Raw genomic sequence first — 19,956 nt, forward strand, 5'->3', positions numbered from 1 at the left:
CCTCAGTGGTGGTAGCCGGAGGCCTCTTCCCGCGTCATCGGCGCGCTGACCGGATGCCGGCGGAAGTGCTCGATGCACGCGAGCAGGTCCGTCACCAGCAGCGTCGCCAGGTCCCGGCTCACGCCGTGGCGCACCAGCACGCGCTGCACCACCAGGTCCTGGATGTTCGCGGGCATGGGATAGGCGGGCACCAACCAGCCCCGCTCACGCAGGCGGTCCGCCAGGTCGTAGAGGGTGAAACCCGGGTCCGTCCCCTCCTTCAGCTTCCAGCACACGCCCGGCACACCGCCCCGGCCGTCGTAGACGATGTCGAACAGGCCGATCTGCTCGATGGCCTTCGCGATGTAGTTCGCGGTGTCCGAGCACGCCTGCTGCAACCGCCGGTAGCCCTCCCGCCCGAGCCGCAGGAAGTTGTAGTACTGGATGACAATCTGGCCGCCCGGCCGCGAGAAGTTCAGCGCGAAGGTCGGCATGTCGCCGCCCAGGTAGTCCACGCGGAAGATGAGCTCCTCGGGCAGGTCCTCCTTGTCGCGCCACACCACCCAGCCGCAGCCCAGCGGCGTGAGGCCGAACTTGTGGCCGGAGGCGTTGATGGACTTCACGCGCGGCAGCTTGAAGTCCCAGACGACGTCCGGGTGGATGAAGGGCGCCAGGAAGCCGCCGCTGGCCGCGTCCACGTGGATGGGGATGTCCAGCCCCGTGCGCACCTCCAGCGCGTCCAGCGCCGCGGCGATGTCCGCCACCGGCTCGTAGAGCAGGTTGAAGGTGATGCCCAGCGTGGGCACGACGCCGATGGTGTTCTCGTCGCAGTGCTTGAGCACCTCCTCGGGCGTCATCACCATGCGCCCGGGCGCGAGCGGCACCTGGCGCAGCTCCACGTCGAAGTAGCGCGCGAACTTGTGCCAGCAGATCTGCACCGGGCCGCAGATGAGGTTCGGCTTGTCGGTGGGCTTGCCCTCGGCCTCGCGCCGCTTGCGCCAGCGCCACTTGAGCGCCAGGCCCCCCAGCATGGCCGCCTCGCTGGAGCCCGTGGTGGAGCAGCCCATCGTGCTGGACGCGTGGGGCGCGTGCCAGAGGTCGGCGAGCATGTTCACGCAGCGCGTCTCGATTTCGGCGGTCTGCGGATACTCGTCCTTGTCGATCATGTTCTTGTCGAGGCACTCGTCCATCAGCTTGTGCACCTGGGGCTCGGACCAGGTCTGACAGAAGGTGGCCAGGTTCTGCCGCGAGTTGCCGTCCAGCAGCAGCTCGTCGTGCACCACGGCGTAGGCATGGTCCGGGCTGTGCTCGTCCTCGGGGATGCGGTACTTCGGCATCGGCACGGACAAATCCGGCGAGGCGTAGACGTCATCGTTGAGGCGGTCCCGGACTTCGTCTTTTCCATGCAGGGGCATGTGCTCTCCAGGCGGTGAAGGCGCTCTGGAAGAGGAGATGGTGTTGCCCTCAGGTGGGAGCCTCGTTCCCCGGAGAGGGACGAGCCGGCGGGCAGCCGTCCGCTCCACCCGGGAGCCCCCGGTTGTCAGGTGCACGCGGCGCCGACGACGCACGGGGAGGCCCGGCAATGCGCCCCGCCGCGCGAGCCGGGTGACTCGAGCGCGGCGGGGATGAAGCAGAAGGGACCGCGACTACTTCACGCCGACCGCGCCCCAGCTCTCCAGCACCTTCTGGGCCTCCACGGAGTCCTTGCCGTAGAGGTCCTGCGCCGCCTTGTACGTGGCCTCCTTCGCCTGGGCGAAGTTGGTGGTCGGCGTCATGTAGAAGTTCAGCGCGCGGGAGTAGATCTTCAGGCCCTTCTCGATGCCGATGCCGTCCTTCACCTCCACGCCGGAGGTGCGGTTCTTGCCACCCTCGGACAGCAGGTAGAAGGCGTTGTTCGGGATGCCCGAGTTGATGTGCACGCCGCCGTTGTCCTGCCAGCCGGTGTAGCGCTTCGAGTAGTGGTCCGGCGACATGCCGTCGCTGGAGGGGTTGCTCAAATCACGCAGGCCGTCGGTGTCGTCGCCGTTGTTGGGCGTGAACGTGTCCTCGCCCACCGTCCAGTCGAACTTCACCGCGTCGTTGCGCTGGCTGGCGTACCACTCCACGCCCACGCCCATGATGTCGCTCATCGACTCGTTGAGGGCGCCCGACTCGTTGCGGTACTGCAGGCCCGCGGTGCGCTCGGTGAGGCCGTGGGTGATTTCGTGGCCCGCGATGTCCAGCGTGGTGAGCGAGCCGAACTGGTCGCCGTCACCGTCGCCGTAGTTCATCTTCTCGCCGTCCCAGAAGGCGTTGGCGAAGTCCTTGCCCACGTGCACGTCGGAGATGAGCTTCTCGCCCTTGCCGTCGATGGAGTCGCGGCCGAGCACGTCCTTGTAGAAGTCGTACGTGGCCTGGGCGCCGTACTGCGCGTCCACCGCGTCCTTGTTGCGCGCGGAGTCGGTGCCCTCGCCCCAGATGTCGTTGTCGTCGGTGACGGCCGCGTGCGTGGTGTTGTCGGTGTTCGGGTCGCGGTTGAGCGCGTCGCGCGTCACCACGCCGCCGCCGCGCGAGGTGTCCTCGAGCGAGTACGTGCCGTCCGCGTTCTTCGTGCTGCCGATCTCCACCTTGCCGCTGTACTGGGTGGTGTCGTCCGCCTTGCTCGAGGGTGTGGGCGTGCCGGGCTCCTCGGTCGTCGGCGTCTCGGCCGTCAGCGAGGGCTTCACCCCGTGCGAGTGGCCCGCGTGGTCCGCGCCGTGCGCGTGGCTGCCCACGCCGCCCATCTGGTTGTACTGCTCCAGCACCTTGCCGGTGTTCGCGTCGACCAGGTACTGCATGCGGCGCGGGTCCTTGCCCGGGCCCACGTCCGTCGTGTTGCTCAGCTCCACGTGGTACGCGGCCTTGTACTCGCCGTTGGCGTCCTTGAAGATGACGCGCTCGGAGACGGGCTTGCGGTCCGTGGGGCCGTTGAACTCCTTCTGGGCCACGGCCAGCGCGTCCTCGGCGGACAGCTTCGTCTCCTTCTTGCCCAGGCCCGCGGGGATGGTGCCCACGTCACCCGTCAGGCTCTCCAGCTTGCCCTCGCGGTCCAGGTGACCCACCACCTGCTCGCCGAAGACGGGCACCCCCTCGTGCTTGCGGTCCATGCGCACGTGCGTGAAGCCCAGGTCGTCCTTCTCCACCGCGCGCGGCGCGAAGTCCGCGGCGTTGACGCCCTGCTTGCCGGCCAGCAGCTGCGACACCGTGGGCGCCGCCTGCTTCTGCAGGAAGTCCACCGTCGTCTGGATGGCCGCCTTGCTGGCGGTGCTGTCCAGGGCCACCGGGCCGGACTTCACCGTCGGCGCCGTCAGCGGCGTGGCCGACTTCGGCTGCGCGGGCTTCGTCGCCGCCTCGAAGGTGGAGCCCTCGGTGAAGCCCAGGGCCTTGTTCTTCACCTCGGGCGCAGTCGCGGGCCGGGTGTCCGTGGAACGCGTGACGGGAAGCTTCGGGAGGTCGGCGCGAATCTTCATGGTGGGGGGGCCCAGAGGTGACAGGTTCGTGAAGATTCTCGGACTCTGGGCACCCGAGGTTGTGTCGCGATAGGAGGAAAAAGCACACACGCCCTGTCGGAGCAGGCAACCTGCCGGAATCATGGAGGCCCCGGCCTCCGCTCGAGATGAGTCGTAACGGCCCCACCCTGGGCGTACGCTGTACGCCAGCCCCGCGCCCATGCCACGTCCCCGCTCGCTCACCCTGCCCGGCATCGCCGACGCCGCCCTCACCGTCATCGAGCGGGAGGGGCTGGCCGCGCTGTCCATGCGCTCGGTGGCGAGCGCGCTCGGCATGGGGACCATGTCCCTGTACCGCTACGTGGAGGGGCGGGAGGCGCTGGAGTCGCTGGTCGTCGACGCGGTGATGCGGGACGTGCGCCTGCCCGGCCCGGGCGGGGACACGCCCTGGACCGAGCGGGTGAAGACGCTGCTGGGACAGGTGCGAGGGGCGGTGGCGCGCCACCCTTGCGTCGCGCCGCTGGTGCTCACCCGGCGCCACTGCACCGAGGGCACGCTGGCGTGGGCCGAGGCGCTGCTCGCGCTCCTGACGGAGGGCGGCTTCGAGGGCCTGGCGCGGCTCGTCGCCCTGCGCACGCTGGTGAGCCACGTCTTCGGCTCCGTCCAGCTCATGCACCTGGGCGCCCTGTCCGGAGAGGGCACCGCCGCCCTCACACAGCTGGACGCCGGCCGCCATCCCCTATTGCGTCAGACGGCCGGGGACGCGCGGCGGCTCCCCCCTGACGAGGAGTTCCGCCGCGGCCTGGACGTCGTGCTGCTCGGCCTGGAAGCCACGCTGGCCCGCCGCTGAGGACGGGCCCGCTCGAGGCGCCTCAGGCGGCGCGCAGGGGCCACGGCTCGGAGCGCGGGCCCGCCTCCCAGTTGTCGTGACGGCCGTCCCAGTACTGGACCGTGAGCTTGGAGAGGTCCACGCCGTCCAGGCAGCCCACGTTGATGGAGCGGAAGTCCCCGCCCAGTTCCTCGACGAAGCCACCGCCGTAGGCCTGGACGCCGCAGTGCTTGCAGAAGCGCCGGTAGTTGGGGCTCTTGCCCACGCGGTACTCGCCCGTCTCGCCCTCGCCCTGGAGGACGCGGAACGAGCTGGGGGCCACCTGCGTCGTCGTGCCGCCCATCTTCGTGCAGACGGTGCAGTTGCAGCGGTTCACCGCCTCGGCGAGGTCCACCTCGGCCTCGAAGCGCACGGCGCCGCAGTGACAGCCGCCGACGTACTTCTTCAGGGTGGGGGACTTCTGGGCAGGGGTCAGGCTCATGGCGGGTTCTCCTCGGTGAGTCGCTGTGATGAGGGAGTTATGGACCCTGCCCGTGACAGGAGTATGTCAGGTTTGTTCGAGGGCCTTCGCGGCCCGGGCCTCCCGCAGCAGGTCGGTCAGCGCCTCGCGGGCCTGGACCCGGGCCTCCTTGTCCTGGTCCCCCCGCCCCTGGTTCAGCACCCAGGCCGTCACCAGGGCCTTGGAGGCCTCCTGGGAGCGCGCCCACGCGTCGGTCTCCGCGTCCTCCTCCCCTGAGGTCCTGGCCGCCCAGACCTCCGCGAGGTGGCTGGCGGCATCGGCGAAGGCGGCGGCCGCGGGCTTCCCGCCCAGCACCCACGCATTGCGCAGGTCTCCCAGCCCGCTGGCGACGAGGTGCGCCTGGCGTGGAGGCGTCTTCGCGCGAGCCTGGGCGAACAGCTCCGCCGCCGGCCGCGCGTCCTGGATGCGCTCGGCCACCCGGCTCAACCAGTCCGCGCAGACCTGGTGGGCGCGCTCCTCCGGGAAGCGGGCGACCACGGAAGGCAGCAGCGGGTACAGGTGCCGGGCGCGGGCCCAGGCCTCCTCGGCGGAGGCGAAGTGGAAGCCATTCGCCTCGAAGATGGCGAGCATGCGGACATCGGGCGTCTCCTCGGACATGAGGAAGGCTCTACGCCTGCATCGACCCCACCGGCAACGCGGAATCAGGCGCGCGAGCGGAGGATGTCACCCGGCGTCACGCCCAGCACGCGGCGCATCCAGCGGGCCATGTGGCTCTGGTGGGAGAAGCCCGCCTCCAGGGCCACCTGTCCCGTGGGCAGCTCGCCGCGCAGGAGCAGCGTGCGGGCCCGCTCCACGCGGCGCTGAATCACGTACTCGTGGACGGGCAGCCCGGTGGAGCGCTTGAAGAGCGTCTTGAGGTGCGACGCGCTGACGGCCGCCACGCGGGCCAGCGTCGCGAGCGAGAGGTCCTCGTCCAGGTGCGTCTCCACGTAGTCCGTGACGCGCTGGAGCTGGTCCGCGGACAGGCCCCCACGCACCTCGACCTCCGCGCGGTAGTGGGACAGCAGCCGGGCCGCGAGCGCGAGGCCCAGGCTCTCCCGGTACAGCAGCCCGTTGGGGAAGTCCGCGCGGGCCTCGGCCTCCAGCGCCCAGGCGATGTGCTCCAGCTGCGCGTCGCGGAAGTGGTGCCGCAGCGCCACGCCCACGCGGTCCGGGTCCAACCCCATGTCCTCGGCCGCCCGCTGGAGAAGGGAGTGCGGCAGGCGCAGGTCCAGGCCCACGCTGTCATCGTCCTCCACCCAGGTGTCGGTGTGGCCCGCGGGCAGGAGGAACAGCTCTCCTCGCGTGCGCACCGAATAGTGCTGGCTGGCGAGACAGGACACCCGCACGGGCTCACCGGCGTGGATGTTGAGGACATGGTCCGAGCTCGCCAGGTGGACCCGGTCTCCGGCGCGCGTCGTGCGCAGGTCGACCCCCAGGCCGACTCGAGGTCGTCGCGCGTGCTCGCTCATGGCCCCTGAATATAGGGGGCGGCGTCCTTTCGTGCTCCCGAAACATCCGTGCGTGCGCGACCCCCGAGGGGGCCGTCGGTATTCCTCTCCCACACGCGATGAAGCCGCCGCGCCCGACGCGCTCGGCGTGCGGCCATGCATCCAGGCAGGACCTCAGGGGAGAGACGACATGGGACGGTATTCCGGGAAGAAAGTGGTGGTGACGGGAGGAACGGCGGGCATCGGGCTCGCCGCGGTGAAGGCGCTGCTCGCCGAGGGCGCGGAGGTGCTGCTCACCGGCCGCGGCGAGCAGGGACTTGAGGCGGCGCGCAAGGAGCTGGGGCCGCGTGCCCATGTGGTGCGCTCCGACACGGCGAGCCTGCGGGACATCGACGCCCTGGCCACGCACGTGAAGCAGACGCTGGGCGCGGTGGACTTCGTCCTCGTCAACGCGGGGTTCGCGAAGCTGGTGCCCTTCGAGCAGGTGACAGAGGCGGTGTACGACGAGACCTTCGGCATCAACACGAAGGGGGCGTTCTTCACGGCGCAGCGGCTGGCACCCCTCGTGCGGGATGGCGGCGCGTTCGTCTTCACCACGTCGGTGGCGGACGAGACGGGCGCGCCGGGCATGAGCGTCTACTCGGGCTCGAAGGCGGCGGTCCGCTCGTTCGTGCGGGTGCTCGGCGCGGAGCTGGTGGCGCGGGGCATCCGGGTGAACGCGGTGAGCCCGGGCTTCACGCGCACGCCCACGCTGGGCGTCACCGGCGCCACGCCCCAGGAGGTGGAGGCCTTCGAGCAGGAGGGCCTGCACCTGACGCCCATGAAGCGCATCGCGGACGCCGAGGAGGTGGCCCGGGCGGCGCTGTTCCTCGGCCTCGAGGCCACGTTCACCACCGGCGCGGAGCTGCCCGTCGACGGCGGCCTGTCGCAGTTCTGAGTTCCACTTCCACCTCGAAGGACACACGACATGAAGCCACACATCAGCGTCATCGGCGCGGGCCGCATGGGCTCCGCCTTGGTCAAGGCCTTCCTCCAGAGCGGATACACGACGACGGTCTGGAATCGCACCCGGGCGCGGTGCGAGCCGCTGGCCACGGCGGGCGCGCGCATCGCCGACTCCGTGCTGGACGCGGTGCACGCCGCCAGCGTCGTCATCGTGAACGTGAACGACTACGACACCAGCGACGCGCTGCTGCGCCAGGACGAGGTGACGCGGGAGCTTCGCGGCAAGGTGCTGGTGCAGCTCACGTCCGGCTCGCCGAGGCTGGCGCGCGAGCAGGCGACGTGGGCACGCCAGCACGGCATCGACTACCTGGACGGCGCCATCATGGCCACGCCGGACCTCATCGGTCAGCCCCACTGCACGCTCCTGTACGCGGGCCCCAGGGCCCTGTACGACAAGCACCAGGCCGTGCTGAGGGCGCTCGGTGGAAACACGCAGCACGTGAGCGAGGACGAGGGCCACGCGTCCGCGCTCGACAGCGCGATGCTGTTCCATATGTGGGGCTCGCTGTTCAGCGGGCTGCAGGCCGCGGCCATCTGCCTGGCGGAGGGGATTGCGCTCGACGCGCTCGGCCCGCATCTGGACTCCGTCGTGCCCATGATTCAGTTCGGCGTGGCCGACCTGCTCCAGCGCATCCAGCAGGAGCGGTACAGCGCGGACACCGAGAGCCCCGCCACGCTCGACACGCACAACGTGGCGTTCCAGCACCTGCTTCACCTGTGCGAGGAGCGGAACATCCACCACGCCCTCCCCAAGGCCATGGATGCACTCATCCAGACCGCCCGGAAGGCGGGGCACGGACAGGACGACTTCTCGGTCCTCGCGCGCTTCCTGCGCTGAGTGTGACAAAGGATAGAGCGGTGCGTCAGAGAGCATGGCTGATTGTCATTTGACGCTCTCACTGCAGCGTTCGCGCTCCTGGACTGCTTGCCTTTAGACTCCGGGTGCGCACTCCCGCGCGTCCCACCAGGAAGACAGGATGAAGAGAGCAAGCATGTGGCTGGCCACGGTGACGGCCCTCGGCCTGATGTTCGGATGTGGCGCACCGCTGCCCGAGGAGACTCAAGAACCCGTGAGCGAGCAGCCGGCGGATACCGGCTCGGACGTGAGCGCGCAGGCGTGTGAAGACAACCCGACCTGCCTGTGCAACCGCATCTGTCGTCAGCGGTGCGGCACCAACACGACGTGCATGACGCAGTGTCTCGCCGAAGAGTGTTAGACGGGATTCGTCACGAGGCGCACCGCGGGCACCCCGCGCGCGGTGCGCCTCGACTCGAACCCGTGGTGTTGCATGGCGCAGAAGAAGACCTCCTCGTCCCCCCAGAGCAAGTCCACGCCCCGCGCCTCCGCCGGGAAGCCGGAGCCTGTCGCTCCCGAGGCGGCGTGGACCGGGCTGGAGCAGCAGGTGCTCGCCGTGCTGGGGGAGAAGGCCGTGGGCCAGTACCCCGCGGACCTGGAGCCCATGAGCCGGGTGTTCGAGCAGGGCCCCGACGAGACGGGACTCCTGCCCGAGTCGTACCAGCGCTTCGTCGAGGCGCTGGGGTATCGCTGGCTCAACACGGGCAAGAAGGCCCTGGCGTTCCTGCCGCCGCGCTGGCGCGCGAGCGCGTCCCAGGGCATGGGCGAGCCGAACCGTCAGTGGACCGAGGTGCGTGAGGAGCGGGAGGCGGGCCGTCACGTGTACCGCTTCGTGATGTTCGCCTCCGCGGACCTGAACGACGTCAACGGCTTCGCCTTCGGGCTCGGTGCGAAGGGCGGCGCCCCCGTCGTGTTCCAGGTGGAGGACAGCCTGCCCCTGCGCGAGCTGGGAAGCTTTGAAGCGTGGCTCGGCAAGGCCCTCGAACCCCTGCGCAAGGCCATCGCGAAGCCGGCGAAGAAGCCCGAGCTGGGGGACCCGCTCGCGCTGCTCCAGGAGTCCCTCGGCGAAGTGGCGGCGAAGGCGAGGCAGGCGGGCGCGGCGGCCCTCTTCGACACCTTCCCTCGTGACACCCGCGCCATCTCGCTGCTCCACCGCAAGCTGGGCGTGGTGCCGGACATGGTAGCCGAGTTCTCCCAGCTGGAGACCCTGACGGTGAAGGGGGCGGGGCTCAAGGAGCTGCCCTCCGTGCTGGGCCAGCTCACGAAGCTCAAGCAGCTCGACTGCTCCTGGAACGCGGAGCTGGCCACGCTGCCCGCCGAGCTGGGGCGCCTTCAGGACCTCGAGTCACTCAACCTGGACCACACCGCGGTCGCCACGCTCCCGGAGGCGCTCGGGCAGCTTCCGCGCCTGCGCTCGCTCAGCCTCAAGAACACGCGCCTCACCGCGCTGCCGGCGTGGCTGAGCCAACTGCCCGCGCTCAAGTTCCTGGACCTGTCGCGCACGGACGTCCCACCGGGGGAGCTCGAGACCTTCAGACAGGCCCGTCCCGAGTGCTCGATGTATCCGCGACCGTGACGGGGGGACTCACTCCTGGATGGAGTCGCCCACCTGCCGGAGGTCCTCGGGGTCCACGTCCTCGCGACGCAGCACCTTGCACAGCGCGCGGAACCAGTGCTCGAAGCTCTCGAAGCCGAACATCATCGGGTCGTTCTCGTCCAACCACGTGCCGTCGTCCACGTAGTGGCCAGCGAGCGCCTCGTAGTCGTTATCCTCGAAGTAGACGGGCAGCTCTCCATCCTTCGGTGTGGTGCGCGTGTAGAAGCACCACCGCGACGCCTCCACGCCCATGTACGCATCCGCGAAGGAGATGAGGTCCGTCGTCGTGATCTCCCGGCCATCCACCGTGGTGCCCGCGGGAGTCCAGGCCGCCGTGAGGGAGGCCATCGTGGGCGCCCAGACGTGGAACGGGCGATACGTCTCCCACTCCTCGGTATCCGGCTGGTACTCGAGCCGGACCTCGCGGTGCAGCATCAGGAACTCGCGATAGCTGTCCGGGATGACGAAGGCCTCCTCGCGATAGGGCGTCGGAAGCTCGTACTCGAACCCGGTCAGCATGCGGGGCAGCGCGTCCACCTCCTCGCGCGTCAGGGGTGCCTCCCGGATGAGCCGCCAGCCCCGCGCCTGGGCCCAGGCGTCCATCTCGTCCAGCAGGGCCTTCAAATCCTCTCGCCACGTCGCGCTCGCCATGCGTGGCCTCTACCCCGTACCGAGCGAGAACGGAAGTCGCTCGGGGCTTTCGGGCCGTTTGCTCAGGGCTGGCTCGCGAGGGTGTAGTCGAGCACGTACAGGTGGACGCCCTTCTCGTCGATTTGAATCTCGTACGTGCCGGAGATGCCCTGGAGTTCGTCCGTTCCGGACTCGGGCACGACGGAGCCGACGACCTTGAATGCTCCGCGCGTCATGGAGCCCGAGTGCATGAGGGTGAAGCTGCCCTTGCGTCCCTCGAGGGTGCCGGTGACGCGCTCCAGCGCGACGTAGCCACCGGACTGGCCCTCGTCGAGCGTGGCGAGCATCTGACCCACGCCCGTGCCCTCCAGTGCGCCATGGTAGCGCTTGTCGATGGACAGCCGGCCGATGGGGGACTGCGCCGCGCCCGCGTCCGGGGCCAGGGGGGTCGCCTTGACGTTGAAGATGCCCTTCACGTGCTTCGTCATGTTCGTCTCGCTTCCGGTCCGGGTGGGTGTCGCCGCCGCAGGGGTGCTCGCGCAGCCCTGGAAGAGCACGGCGCCGAGCACCCACGCCAACACATTCGTTCCCGTCTTCGTCATGGGAGCTCCTTCGTGGTTGTGGGCCGTCAGATACGTGGCGGCGCGGCGGGTGGATTGCAAAAACGCGACACGCCGACAGAATGCGCGCTGGTGAGTCGCCCTCGCATCGACGCCGTGCGTGGCGTCCTCCAACGTCCCGCTCCCGCGGACAGCATCGTGCATGAGCGCTTCGCGCCCGCCGCGGAGCTGGAGGAGTTCATCCAGCACTTCTGGACGGTGCGGTGGGACTTGCGAGGCGAGCCGCCGCTCCTGGCGGAGACGCTCCCCCATCCCTGTGTGCATGTGGTGTTCGACCGGGGACAGGGCCGCGTCACGGGGGTGCAGTCGCGCCGGTTCCGCCGGAGGATTCAGGGACAGTCGCGGGTGTTCGGCATCAAGTTCCGGCCCGCGGCGTTCCAGCCAGTGTTGGGGGCGCCCTTGTCCCAGCTCACCGACCGGACGGTGAGCGTGCGTTCGGTGTTCGGGAGGGAGGGCATCGCGCTGAAGGACGCCCTCCTGGCGGAGCCGGACGTGCGCCGGTGCGTGACGCTGGCGCAGGACTTCCTGCGGCGACGGCTGCCGCCCATGCCCGAGCCCATCGCGAGGATGCGGGACCTGGTGGAGCGACTGGCGGCGGACGCGTCGGTGACACGGATGGAGCAGGTGGCCGCGCTGGCGAAGCTGGAGCCGCGCAACCTCCAACGGAGGTTCAGCGCGGCGGTGGGAGTGAGTCCCAAGTGGGTCCTCAAGCGCTACCGGCTCCACGAAGCCGCCGAGCAGCTCGCGCGCGCCCAGGTGCCCGACATGGCGAGCCTGGCGCTCCAACTGGGCTACTTCGACCAGTCCCACTTCATCCGCGACTTCAAGGCCATGGTCGGCTGCTCTCCGGGACAGTACGCCGAGCGCGCCGCCGCGAGCCGGCGGGCCGCGGGCAAGTAGAGCCGTTCAGGGTCATGCCTCCTCGTCGGGGAGGAGTGTCCGGAGCAATTCGTCATCAGGCCCGAGCGGGCGCCAGCCCACAGGGGGAGGATTCGCCCGGAGCGCGGCAATCACCTGCCGAGTCCGCTCCGAATATGTTTCTGGAGTGGACCCAGACCACATGCCAAGTGCCTTCGCGACCTGGAAGCGAGTCACGTCATCAAGTGTCGCTGGCCACCCGTTGGGAAGCCCTGCCGCCAACTCACGCACGAGCAGGTCACGGACGAGTCGCGTGACTTGATTCCGCCGTTCCGCTTCAGCACGCAATCCGACCAACACCTGCGCCCCGGCGATGTCGTCCTTTCCAAGCTCTTCTGCCAGCGCGTACAGCGGCACAGCAGGGCGTGCCTCCGCAAAGGCCGTCAACGAGTCGAAGCCGCGCTCGCGGACCCGCTCGTAGAGCCGGACACGCCAGTTCCCCTGCCACGAGCGCCCATCGGTCATCGGCTCCGACCCTTGGTGAACTTCATTGGGATGTCGTAGAGCTTCATGTTCTCCGCGACGATGCTCAGTACCTCATTCCGCGTCAACGGCTGCCCTGCCGCCAACTCCGCATCGTTCAGGGTGCGCATGAGCCTCCTATTCCATTCGTCGGGCCACATGCGTCCCAGCTTCCAGTTGCCCCCACCATGAATCGCCTCATGGTGGGAGCGCTCCAGCCTGACGCAGAAGCTGTCGATGTCCAGGTCGCCCTTGAAGCCACGCTGTTCGAACCACTCGCGGTGCTCCTTCGGCAGGACGTGGTGCTTCGGCGCCTCGGACATGCCGGCCCCTGCACGTCCCGTCACGTGCATGCCACGCACCTCGGGGCCATCCCCCAGCGCCTCTCGCACGCCCTCGGGCAGGTCCTGGTGCGCCTGCGCCATCATCACCTGCCCGCCGTGGATGCGGACGGCCGCGCCCACCACCGGAACCGAGATGACGCCCGCCTGGACCAGCCTGCGCATCATCTCCACCCATTCGGCGGAGACCACGATTCGTGAGCCCACCATGACGCCGCCCGAGCCCATCGCGAGCCGCGCTCCAAGCGTCACGGGCACAGCCGGCGGCGGACGCGGCAGCGACATCTTCAAGGTCGAAATCAGGGTGAGCATCTCCAACACCTGCACCGCCACCATCACCTTGCCACCCAGCTCCATGGCCGAGCGCGCGTCTCGGCGAATCGCATCGAACTCTCGGGACAACGTCCCCATCAGCGCGGGCATGGCGACCGCCGCGGCGGCGACACGCTCGGGGTCTCGTGACGCGAGTTCCTTCAACGAAGGCTCCATCAAGCCCTGGACACGGTGCAGCTCCGCGAAGAGCCGCTCTCTTCCGTACATGGGGCAGTCTCGAAGGACCGCGTCAGCGAGCTGGAGGAAGTCCACCCACGTGGACGCCAGCAGGGCACCGAACATCGCGGCCTGGAGACGAGGTCCGGCCATGCCGAGGATGCCCACCTCCATCCCCGCATCCCCCACTTCTGATGCCACGCCCACGAGCGCCGTGGCGCTCCTGGACTCTCCACGCAGCCACGCCAGCTGACGGGCGCCGTGCTCACGGTATCGGGTGAACACACCCTCGAGTCCACTCACACTGGATGAGGACGTTCGCTCCTCGAGTTGGGAGAGCACGGCTGAGACACCACCGAGGGAGCCCCGCACCTCCTCGATGGCTTCGAGGACGGCCTGACGCGTGAGCGTGACACTTCGTTCCCCGGCCTCGACAGCTCCGCTCCCACCCCGGACACGGGTTGCAGCATCTCGCTGCGCCACGTTGCGCCAGAGCCGTTGCCGCCCCGTGGGTGTCTCGGACGGCGTGTAGTTCCACACCTCGCCATGACTGGACGCCTGCGGCACGGATGCACAACCCGTCGTGGTCAAGGCGACCACCAGGAGCAGGGACAGTGGACCAGACCAGCGGCATCGCCTCCTGGACATGCAGGACTCCTGGGCACGCCTCGGTATGGGCGTGGGACGAGTCCCGAGTCTCGCGGAGTCACTCGAGCCGTAGAACCACCTCCAGCATCCTTCCCGTATCCGGCCTGAACCCAGCAACGGGGGTCCTCCCACCCACGAGTACGCAGGAAGCCCGCGCTCCGGCGCGACACGAACCTCCAGTCGCCAACACCTGTCGGGACAGGCGTTGAGTGGACCACGCCCGCGCGGACTTTCTTCAGACCGGGTTCCTACCTTGGCCCGACCCAAGGGGAGGACACATGAGCGACGAGGATCCGCGTCACCATCAAGGGCTCCAGCAGGACCTGCGCGTCCTGATGGCACGCGCGGGACGCAGACAGGTGCTGCGCTGGATGGCCGGCGCCAGCCTCATTCCATGGCTCGGCTGCGGCGACGATGACGACCCGACACCGGACCCGTCCGGCTGCTCGCGCATCCCCGAGGAGACCGCCGGCCCCTACCCCGCCGACGGCTCGAACGGCCCCAATGTCCTCCAGCAGTCGGGCATCGTCCGCTCGGACATCCGCGCGAGCTTCGGCAACACCCGCACCGTCGCCGAGGGAGTCCTCACGACGGTGACGCTCACCCTCGTCGACGTCAACGACGCCTGCGCCCCGCTCGCCGGCCGCGCCGTCTATCTGTGGCACTGCGACAACTCGGGGGAGTACTCCCTCTATGGCGCGGGCATCACGAACGAGAACTACCTGCGCGGCGTGCAGGAGACCAACAGCCAGGGCCAGGTCACCTTCACCAGCATCTTCCCCGCCTGCTACAGCGGCCGCTGGCCCCACATCCACTTCGAGGTGTACCCGGACCTGGCCTCGGCCACCTCGTCCGCGAACAAGCAGGTCACCTCCCAGCTCGCCCTGCCCGAGGCCGCCTGCGACGAGGTCTACGCCACGTCCGGCTACTCGCAGAGCGTCGCCAACTTCCAGCGCGTCAGCCTCGCGACGGACAACGTCTTCAGCGATGGCTCCTCCACCCAGGTCGCCACCGTGACGGGCAGCGTCGCGGACGGCTACGTCGTCACGCTCGTCGTGGGCATCCCGGGCTGAAGCCGAGGCGCCCCAGGGGCACCACTCCCCGCCCCGTCTCGCCGCCCGACGACGAAGCCACACCCCGGCCAGCATGCGCGTCGCAGGCACGCTGGCGCGGCGTGCGCCGAGGCCACACAGCGAAGGCGGACGAGGAGTGGCCCTGCTCCACTCCCCGCCCGCCCCGCCTTGCGACCCGACGAGAACGCCGCCCCCGGGCGGAGGGCGTCCCCATCGTCAAACCCACCTCACGGCCACGGCGAGGACGGACGAGACGTGGCGCGGCTCCACCACGCCTCGCCCGCCGCGCCTTGCTGCGTGGCGAGGGCGCCGCCCCCGGGCGGAGGGCGCCTCGCCGTCACTGGAACAGCAGGCAGAGGGTGTCGAGCGTGTAGAAGTCCGACGGCACGAACGGGGCCCACGTCTGGCGCACGAAGTAGAGGTGACGGCCGTCCACGCTCAGCGACGGGTGGAACTCGTCCTTCTCCGTGTTCACCGCCGGCCCCAGGTTGATGGCCTTCGTCCACTTCCCGCCGATGTTGACGCTCGCGTACAGGTCACCGAGCCCGTAACCCTCCGGCCGGTTGAGCGACGCGAAGATGAGCACCCGCCCATCCGCGGAGATGTGCGAGTTGTACTCCCAATAATCCGGACTGTTGATGGCCACGCTCAGCTTCTCCGCCGGCGCGTACCCCGGCCCCCGCCGCTCCGCGCGATACACGTTGAAGTCCGAGTCGAACGTCCCGCTCGCGAAGTACAACGTCCCGTCCCGCGTGGCGCTCACGTACAGCTCCTGCCGGTCCGAGTTCACGTTCGGCCCCAGGTGCAGCGGCTCACCCCAGCTCCCATCCGCCTGCTTGTGCACCACCCACAGGTCCGAGTCCGCGCGCTCCTCGGTCCCCGTCACCGGCCGCGTGGACGAGAAGAAGAGCGACTGGCCGTCGACCGACAGGAACGGGTCCGTGTCCAGCCACGTCCCCGAGAAGGACACCAACTGGCCCGGCGTGAAGTGGCCGTTCACCTTGCGCGTCTCGTGGATGGCCTGGAACGGCGCCTCCGCCGAGTCCACGTGGTAGTAGGCCGTGTTGCCGTCCGCGGAGAAGGTGAGCCGGTACTCGGAGCGGTCCGGCAGCGAGACCTCTCCAGGCGCGAACATGCTGCCGCCCGGGGTGCAGCTCAGGAAGCGCAACGCCTCGCTGGACACCTCCGCCGCGCCGAGCGCCTCGGCCACGGGGGCCGTCTCCGGCGCCTGCGACGCACACGCCATCGACAGGGAGGACAGGGCGGCGATGAATCCCACGGACCACGACTTGCTCGGCGTGAAGCGCTGCATGCGGCGTCTCCTTTGTTGGAGACACCATCGCCTCCCTGCTCGACGGCCGCATTGACGATGGGATGAACGGTGGAGCTTCCGGGACGAACCGTGGAGCCCGCCCCGACCAACGCTCAGGAGGGCAGGTCCAGGGCCCGCTGCAGCCGGGCACGGTAGCTGCGTCCGGAGGTCAGCTTCGTGCCGTCCCGCAGGGTGAGCACCATCTCCCCGGGCGCCAGCGGCTCCACCTCCTCCACCCGGTCCAGCCGGACGATGAGCGAGCGGTGGATGCGCACGAAGTCCCTCGGGTCCAGCTTCTCCTCCACCGCGTTCATCGTCTCGCGCGTCAGGAAGGACTGCTTGCCCTGGTGGACGCAGACGTAGTTGCCCTCCGCCTCCAGGTAGTCGATGTCCTCCACGCGCAAGAAGCGCATGCGCCAGCCCACCTTGGCCACCAGCCGCGTCGCATACCGCTCCGGGGCGGGGGACAGTCTCGAGGACAGCGACTCCAGCCGCTCGACCAGCTCCGCGTCCAGCTCCGTCGCCCCCGTGCGCCTGCGCTCACGCACGCGCGAGAGGCTCCGCCGGAAGCGCTCCTGGTCGAAGGGCTTGAGCAGGTAGTCGAGCGCGTTCGCCTCGAACGCCTGCACCGCGAAGTCCCGGTGCGCCGTCACGAAGATGACCGCCGGCGGGTGCTCGCGCGACACCGCCCGCAGCACCCCGAAGCCATCCGGCTCCGGCATCTGCACGTCCAGCAGCACCAGGTCCGGGCGCTGCCTGCCGATGGCGTCGATGGCCTCGTTGCCGTCCCGGCACTCACCGATGACGGCCATGTCCGGCTCCTCCGAGAGCAGCTCCTTGAGCCGCGCCCGGGCGAGCGGTTCGTCGTCGACGATGAGCACGCGGATGGGCTGCGTCACGCCGCACGCTCCGTCCGGAAGGGAATGGCCAGCGACACCCGCGCCCCACCCTCCTCGCGAGCCTCCAGCTTCAGCCGATGCGCGGGGCCGTAGAGCTGCACCAGGCGCTCGCGGGTGATCCACAGCCCCTTGCCGCCCCGCTCGGACTTCGCCGCCGCGCCCTCGCGCAGCCCCACGCCGTCGTCGCGGACCTCCAGCAGCAGCTCCGGCCCCTCGCGCCTGGCCGTCACCGTCACCGTGCCCGGCGCCGAGCGCGGCGCGATGCCGTGCTGGATGGCGTTCTCCACCAGGGGCTGCAGCACCAGGTGCGGCACCCGCGCGCCCAGCGCCTCCCGCGAGATGTCCTGCTCCACCCGGAGCCGGTCGTTGAAGCGCACGCCCTGGATGTCCAGGTAGAGCTGGAGCGTGCGCAGCTCGTCGCGCAGGGGCACCTCCTCGCGCCCCGCCGCCTGGAGCGTCTCCCGCAGCAGGTCACTGAGGCGCGCAATCATCCGCTCGCTGCCCAGCGGGTCCCTGCGCACCAGCGCGCAGATGGAGTTGAGCGTGTTGAAGAGGAAGTGCGGATGCAGCTGCGCCTCCAGCGCGTGGAGCTGCGCGCGGGCGAGCTGGGTGTCACGCAGCCGCAGCTGCTCCGCGTAGTAGATGGCGTGGGCCACGCCCAGGAGCGTCAGGTAGATGAACGGGTTGTAGAGCAGCGCATGCTCGAGCACCGCCGTGTACGCGGGCGGCGCGTCGTACCAGTGGAAGTACGGGTCCAGCGAGTAGATGACCGTCGCCCGGAAGAACGAGACCGCGAGCGCGCCACCCACATGCAGCGCGAGCCGCGAGCGCCACAGGCGCCGGTCGAACGGAAAGCGCAGGCCGAAGTGCACCACCGCGATGGTGACGGGCGCCCACAGCGCCGTGGCGAAGCCATCCGTGAGCAGCGCATGCGTCCAGGACACGCCCCGCACGGAGTGCGCCTCACTGGAGGCCGCCAGTCCCTGCAAGGTCCAATAGGAGAAGGCCCCCACCCACAACAGCCAGCCGCGTCCGCGTGACATGGCAGCAAGGTACACAAACTCACATCGACATTCCCACCCGCGCGCATTCCTCCTCGGAGGCACGAACCCTGGCGAGCCCCTCCAGGACCTGACTTTCCTTCATTATGGCAATCGAGTGACAATAGAAACATGCCACTCCTTCGCGCCCTCTTCGCCTCGCTCGCCGTGGTCCTCGTTGGCTGCTCCGGGTCGCCCGCTCAACCAGAGGGGGAGGGCCCGCTGGACGAGGCGCTCGGCCAGGAAGCCCTGGGCGACGCGGGGACTCCCGACGCGGGAGACAGCCTCGCGGGGCTGACACACATCGCCACCGCGGAGTATCAGCTGTTCTACCTGGTGGACGGACGCGTGCTGGGGCTCGGCTCCAACCGCGCGGGGCAGCTCGGCGTGGGGCACTCCAACCCGTACAACCAGGTCCCGCCGGTGGACATCGCCCTGCCCCAGGGACTGCGCTTCAAGGACGTGGCGGGCGGCGGCTTCCAGAGCGTGGCGCTCGACACCCTGGGCCGCGTGTGGACCTTCGGGCAGAACCTCTACGGCCAACGCGGGGATGGCACCACGAACGACCAACCCAACCGCGCTACCACGCCGAACAACGGACAGCCGTACCTGGTCCTCACGGACTCCACCGGCGAGACGTTCGACAACGTCATCAAGGTGCGCAGCGCGCTGCTCTTCAACATGGCGCTCAAGGCGGACGGCTCCTTCTGGGTCTGGGGCATGAGCGGCACCGCGATTGGCAACACGCTGGGCATCGCCGGGGACGGGAACACGGCGCCGCGCAACATCACCCGGCCCACGAAGGTCCCCCTGCCCCAGGGTGTGCGAATCACGAGCTTCACCACCAACGACACCTCCATCTTCGCGCTGGATGACACGGGCAAGGCATGGGCCTGGGGCGGGAGCGCCGCGGCGGAGACGCTGGGCACGGGCAGGTTCAACGACTACGCGCGCCCCAACCCGCTGAGCATCCCGACGCGCGTGAAGGAGCTCGCCGCGGGTGGCAGCCGCTGGGCGGTGGCGCTCGATGAAGCAGGTGACCTCTGGGGCTGGGGCCTGCAGGGCACCTTCCTGGGACTCGGCCCGCCGGCGGGCGGCTGGTACCCCGTGGCCACGCCGCGCAAGCTGTCGTTCCCGGAGTTCGGCTCGCGCAGAATCGTGGACGTCACGGCGAACGGCCACGCCACGCACGTCATCCTGGACGACGGCTCGCTGTGGGGTTGGGGCGACAGCGCGATGGGCGAGGTGGGCAACGGCGTGATGCTGGACTTCGCCACCTACCACACGCCCTACCAATGGGACTGGTCCAACCACCAGAAGATGGTCTTCCGTCCCGTGCAGGTCGCCCCGGGCGTGACGTTCAAGGCGCTGCACAACACCGCGCAGTCCTTCTACGGCTACGCCACCGCCACGGACGGCACCCTCTACTCCTGGGGCCGCAACAAGACGGGGGTGCTGGGCAATGGGGTGCTGCCCACCGGAGACGTGGCGGGCCGCCCGGACAGCTGGAACGTGGCCACCGCCACGCCCGTGCCCGCGCACAGGCTCACCGTCGGCATCCCCACGCCGTCGAAGTAACCAGCGCTCATCCGGCGTTCAGCACGACGGCCCGTCCATGGATGAAGGGCTGGGCCGACGCGAAGCGGGGCGTCAGCGCCCAGCTCCCATCCGGGTGGACGTAGCCGAACAGGCCGCCCTCCTTCGCGGCGGCCAGCCCTTCCGAGAACCCGCCGTTCACCGCCTCGAAGCGGGGCTCGATGACCTGGGCCCCCTTCTTGTCGATGAAGCCGTAGCGTGTGGCGGACATGACGCGGACCCTAGGCAGCGGGCCCGCGCCCGTC

The 19,956-nt window shown here is 69.6% G+C and carries 21 protein-coding genes; 8 read left to right on the forward strand and 13 right to left on the reverse strand.

What is annotated here, in order from left to right:
• Positions 1-2: 2 nt before the first annotated feature.
• Positions 3-1,394: a glutamate decarboxylase gene (gad, locus tag VZQ01_RS10055; protein ID WP_426747692.1), complete on the reverse strand. Its 1,392-nt coding sequence runs from the start codon at positions 1,392-1,394 to the stop codon at positions 3-5.
• 231 nt (positions 1,395-1,625) lie between these two features.
• On the reverse strand, positions 1,626-3,467 hold the full coding sequence (locus VZQ01_RS10060) for a M4 family metallopeptidase (protein WP_426747693.1): 1,842 nt from the start codon (positions 3,465-3,467) through the stop codon (positions 1,626-1,628).
• 199 nt (positions 3,468-3,666) lie between these two features.
• Here VZQ01_RS10060 and VZQ01_RS10065 point away from each other — a divergent pair, with 199 nt between their 5' ends.
• Positions 3,667-4,296, forward strand: coding sequence for a TetR/AcrR family transcriptional regulator (locus VZQ01_RS10065; RefSeq protein WP_223747962.1), 630 nt, complete (start codon positions 3,667-3,669; stop codon positions 4,294-4,296).
• A gap of 22 nt (positions 4,297-4,318) precedes the next feature.
• On the opposite strand, the gene VZQ01_RS10070 is transcribed toward VZQ01_RS10065, so the two are convergent.
• The 3 genes from VZQ01_RS10070 to VZQ01_RS10080 form a co-directional block, all read right to left on the reverse strand.
• A complete protein-coding gene (locus VZQ01_RS10070; RefSeq protein ID WP_223747961.1) occupies positions 4,319-4,756 on the reverse strand; it encodes a GFA family protein in 438 nt (145 codons plus the stop codon).
• Between the two features lie 66 nt (positions 4,757-4,822).
• On the reverse strand, positions 4,823-5,392 hold the full coding sequence (locus tag VZQ01_RS10075) for a hypothetical protein (protein WP_426747694.1): 570 nt from the start codon (positions 5,390-5,392) through the stop codon (positions 4,823-4,825).
• 44 nt (positions 5,393-5,436) lie between these two features.
• Complete coding sequence (locus VZQ01_RS10080) at positions 5,437-6,246, reverse strand: AraC family transcriptional regulator (protein WP_223784587.1); 810 nt, start codon at positions 6,244-6,246, stop codon at positions 5,437-5,439.
• A gap of 169 nt (positions 6,247-6,415) precedes the next feature.
• On the opposite strand from VZQ01_RS10080, the gene VZQ01_RS10085 reads away from it, so the two are divergent.
• The 4 genes from VZQ01_RS10085 (at position 6,416) to VZQ01_RS10100 (ending at position 9,662) form a co-directional block, all read left to right on the forward strand.
• Positions 6,416-7,162, forward strand: coding sequence for an SDR family oxidoreductase (locus VZQ01_RS10085; protein ID WP_223784586.1), 747 nt, complete (start codon positions 6,416-6,418; stop codon positions 7,160-7,162).
• Positions 7,163-7,192: 30 nt separating this feature from the next.
• The gene (locus VZQ01_RS10090; protein ID WP_426747695.1) at positions 7,193-8,068 is read left to right on the forward strand and encodes an NAD(P)-dependent oxidoreductase; all 876 of its coding nucleotides are present in this window, start codon (positions 7,193-7,195) and stop codon (positions 8,066-8,068) included.
• Between the two features lie 139 nt (positions 8,069-8,207).
• Entirely contained in the window at positions 8,208-8,447 is a 240-nt protein-coding gene (locus VZQ01_RS10095) for a hypothetical protein (protein ID WP_223784584.1), read from the forward strand.
• 72 nt (positions 8,448-8,519) lie between these two features.
• On the forward strand, positions 8,520-9,662 hold the full coding sequence (locus VZQ01_RS10100; RefSeq protein WP_426747696.1) for a leucine-rich repeat domain-containing protein: 1,143 nt from the start codon (positions 8,520-8,522) through the stop codon (positions 9,660-9,662).
• A 9-nt stretch (positions 9,663-9,671) separates the two neighbouring features.
• Here the strand turns inward: VZQ01_RS10100 and VZQ01_RS10105 are convergent, their stop codons facing one another.
• Together VZQ01_RS10105 and VZQ01_RS10110 are read right to left on the reverse strand one after the other, a co-directional pair.
• On the reverse strand, positions 9,672-10,334 hold the full coding sequence (locus VZQ01_RS10105; RefSeq protein WP_223784582.1) for a hypothetical protein: 663 nt from the start codon (positions 10,332-10,334) through the stop codon (positions 9,672-9,674).
• A gap of 62 nt (positions 10,335-10,396) precedes the next feature.
• On the reverse strand, positions 10,397-10,915 hold the full coding sequence (locus tag VZQ01_RS10110) for a DUF3224 domain-containing protein (protein ID WP_223747954.1): 519 nt from the start codon (positions 10,913-10,915) through the stop codon (positions 10,397-10,399).
• Between the two features lie 90 nt (positions 10,916-11,005).
• Between VZQ01_RS10110 and VZQ01_RS10115 the strand changes: the two genes are divergently transcribed.
• Positions 11,006-11,833, forward strand: coding sequence for a DUF6597 domain-containing transcriptional factor (locus VZQ01_RS10115; RefSeq protein ID WP_426747697.1), 828 nt, complete (start codon positions 11,006-11,008; stop codon positions 11,831-11,833).
• A 12-nt stretch (positions 11,834-11,845) separates the two neighbouring features.
• Here the strand turns inward: VZQ01_RS10115 and VZQ01_RS10120 are convergent, their stop codons facing one another.
• Entirely contained in the window at positions 11,846-12,316 is a 471-nt protein-coding gene (locus VZQ01_RS10120) for an NUDIX hydrolase (protein WP_223784580.1), read from the reverse strand.
• Positions 12,313-13,317: a DUF2380 domain-containing protein gene (locus VZQ01_RS10125; RefSeq protein WP_426747699.1), complete on the reverse strand. Its 1,005-nt coding sequence runs from the start codon at positions 13,315-13,317 to the stop codon at positions 12,313-12,315. The genes VZQ01_RS10120 and VZQ01_RS10125 overlap by 4 nt, the downstream gene beginning before the upstream one ends.
• A gap of 752 nt (positions 13,318-14,069) precedes the next feature.
• Here VZQ01_RS10125 and VZQ01_RS10130 point away from each other — a divergent pair.
• Entirely contained in the window at positions 14,070-14,864 is a 795-nt protein-coding gene (locus VZQ01_RS10130; protein ID WP_426747700.1) for a dioxygenase family protein, read from the forward strand.
• Positions 14,865-15,201: 337 nt separating this feature from the next.
• On the opposite strand, the gene VZQ01_RS10135 is transcribed toward VZQ01_RS10130, so the two are convergent.
• The 3 genes from VZQ01_RS10135 to VZQ01_RS10145 form a co-directional block, all read right to left on the reverse strand.
• A complete protein-coding gene (locus tag VZQ01_RS10135; protein ID WP_426747701.1) occupies positions 15,202-16,176 on the reverse strand; it encodes a TolB family protein in 975 nt (324 codons plus the stop codon).
• Positions 16,177-16,289: 113 nt separating this feature from the next.
• Positions 16,290-17,075, reverse strand: a complete 786-nt coding sequence (locus tag VZQ01_RS10140) for a LytR/AlgR family response regulator transcription factor (RefSeq protein WP_141327534.1) — start codon at positions 17,073-17,075, stop codon at positions 16,290-16,292.
• On the reverse strand, positions 17,072-18,118 hold the full coding sequence (locus tag VZQ01_RS10145; RefSeq protein WP_267697479.1) for a sensor histidine kinase: 1,047 nt from the start codon (positions 18,116-18,118) through the stop codon (positions 17,072-17,074). Before VZQ01_RS10145 ends, VZQ01_RS10140 begins: the two co-directional genes overlap by 4 nt.
• Positions 18,119-18,247: 129 nt before the next feature.
• Between VZQ01_RS10145 and VZQ01_RS10150 the strand changes: the two genes are divergently transcribed.
• Positions 18,248-19,693: an RCC1 domain-containing protein gene (locus tag VZQ01_RS10150; protein ID WP_426747702.1), complete on the forward strand. Its 1,446-nt coding sequence runs from the start codon at positions 18,248-18,250 to the stop codon at positions 19,691-19,693.
• 7 nt (positions 19,694-19,700) lie between these two features.
• Here VZQ01_RS10150 and VZQ01_RS10155 read toward each other — a convergent pair whose 3' ends face one another.
• Positions 19,701-19,922: a WG repeat-containing protein gene (locus VZQ01_RS10155; RefSeq protein WP_426747703.1), complete on the reverse strand. Its 222-nt coding sequence runs from the start codon at positions 19,920-19,922 to the stop codon at positions 19,701-19,703.
• Positions 19,923-19,956 lie beyond the last annotated feature (34 nt).

The organism is Myxococcus faecalis (assembly GCF_050039385.1).
Classification (GTDB): domain Bacteria; phylum Myxococcota; class Myxococcia; order Myxococcales; family Myxococcaceae; genus Myxococcus; species Myxococcus fulvus.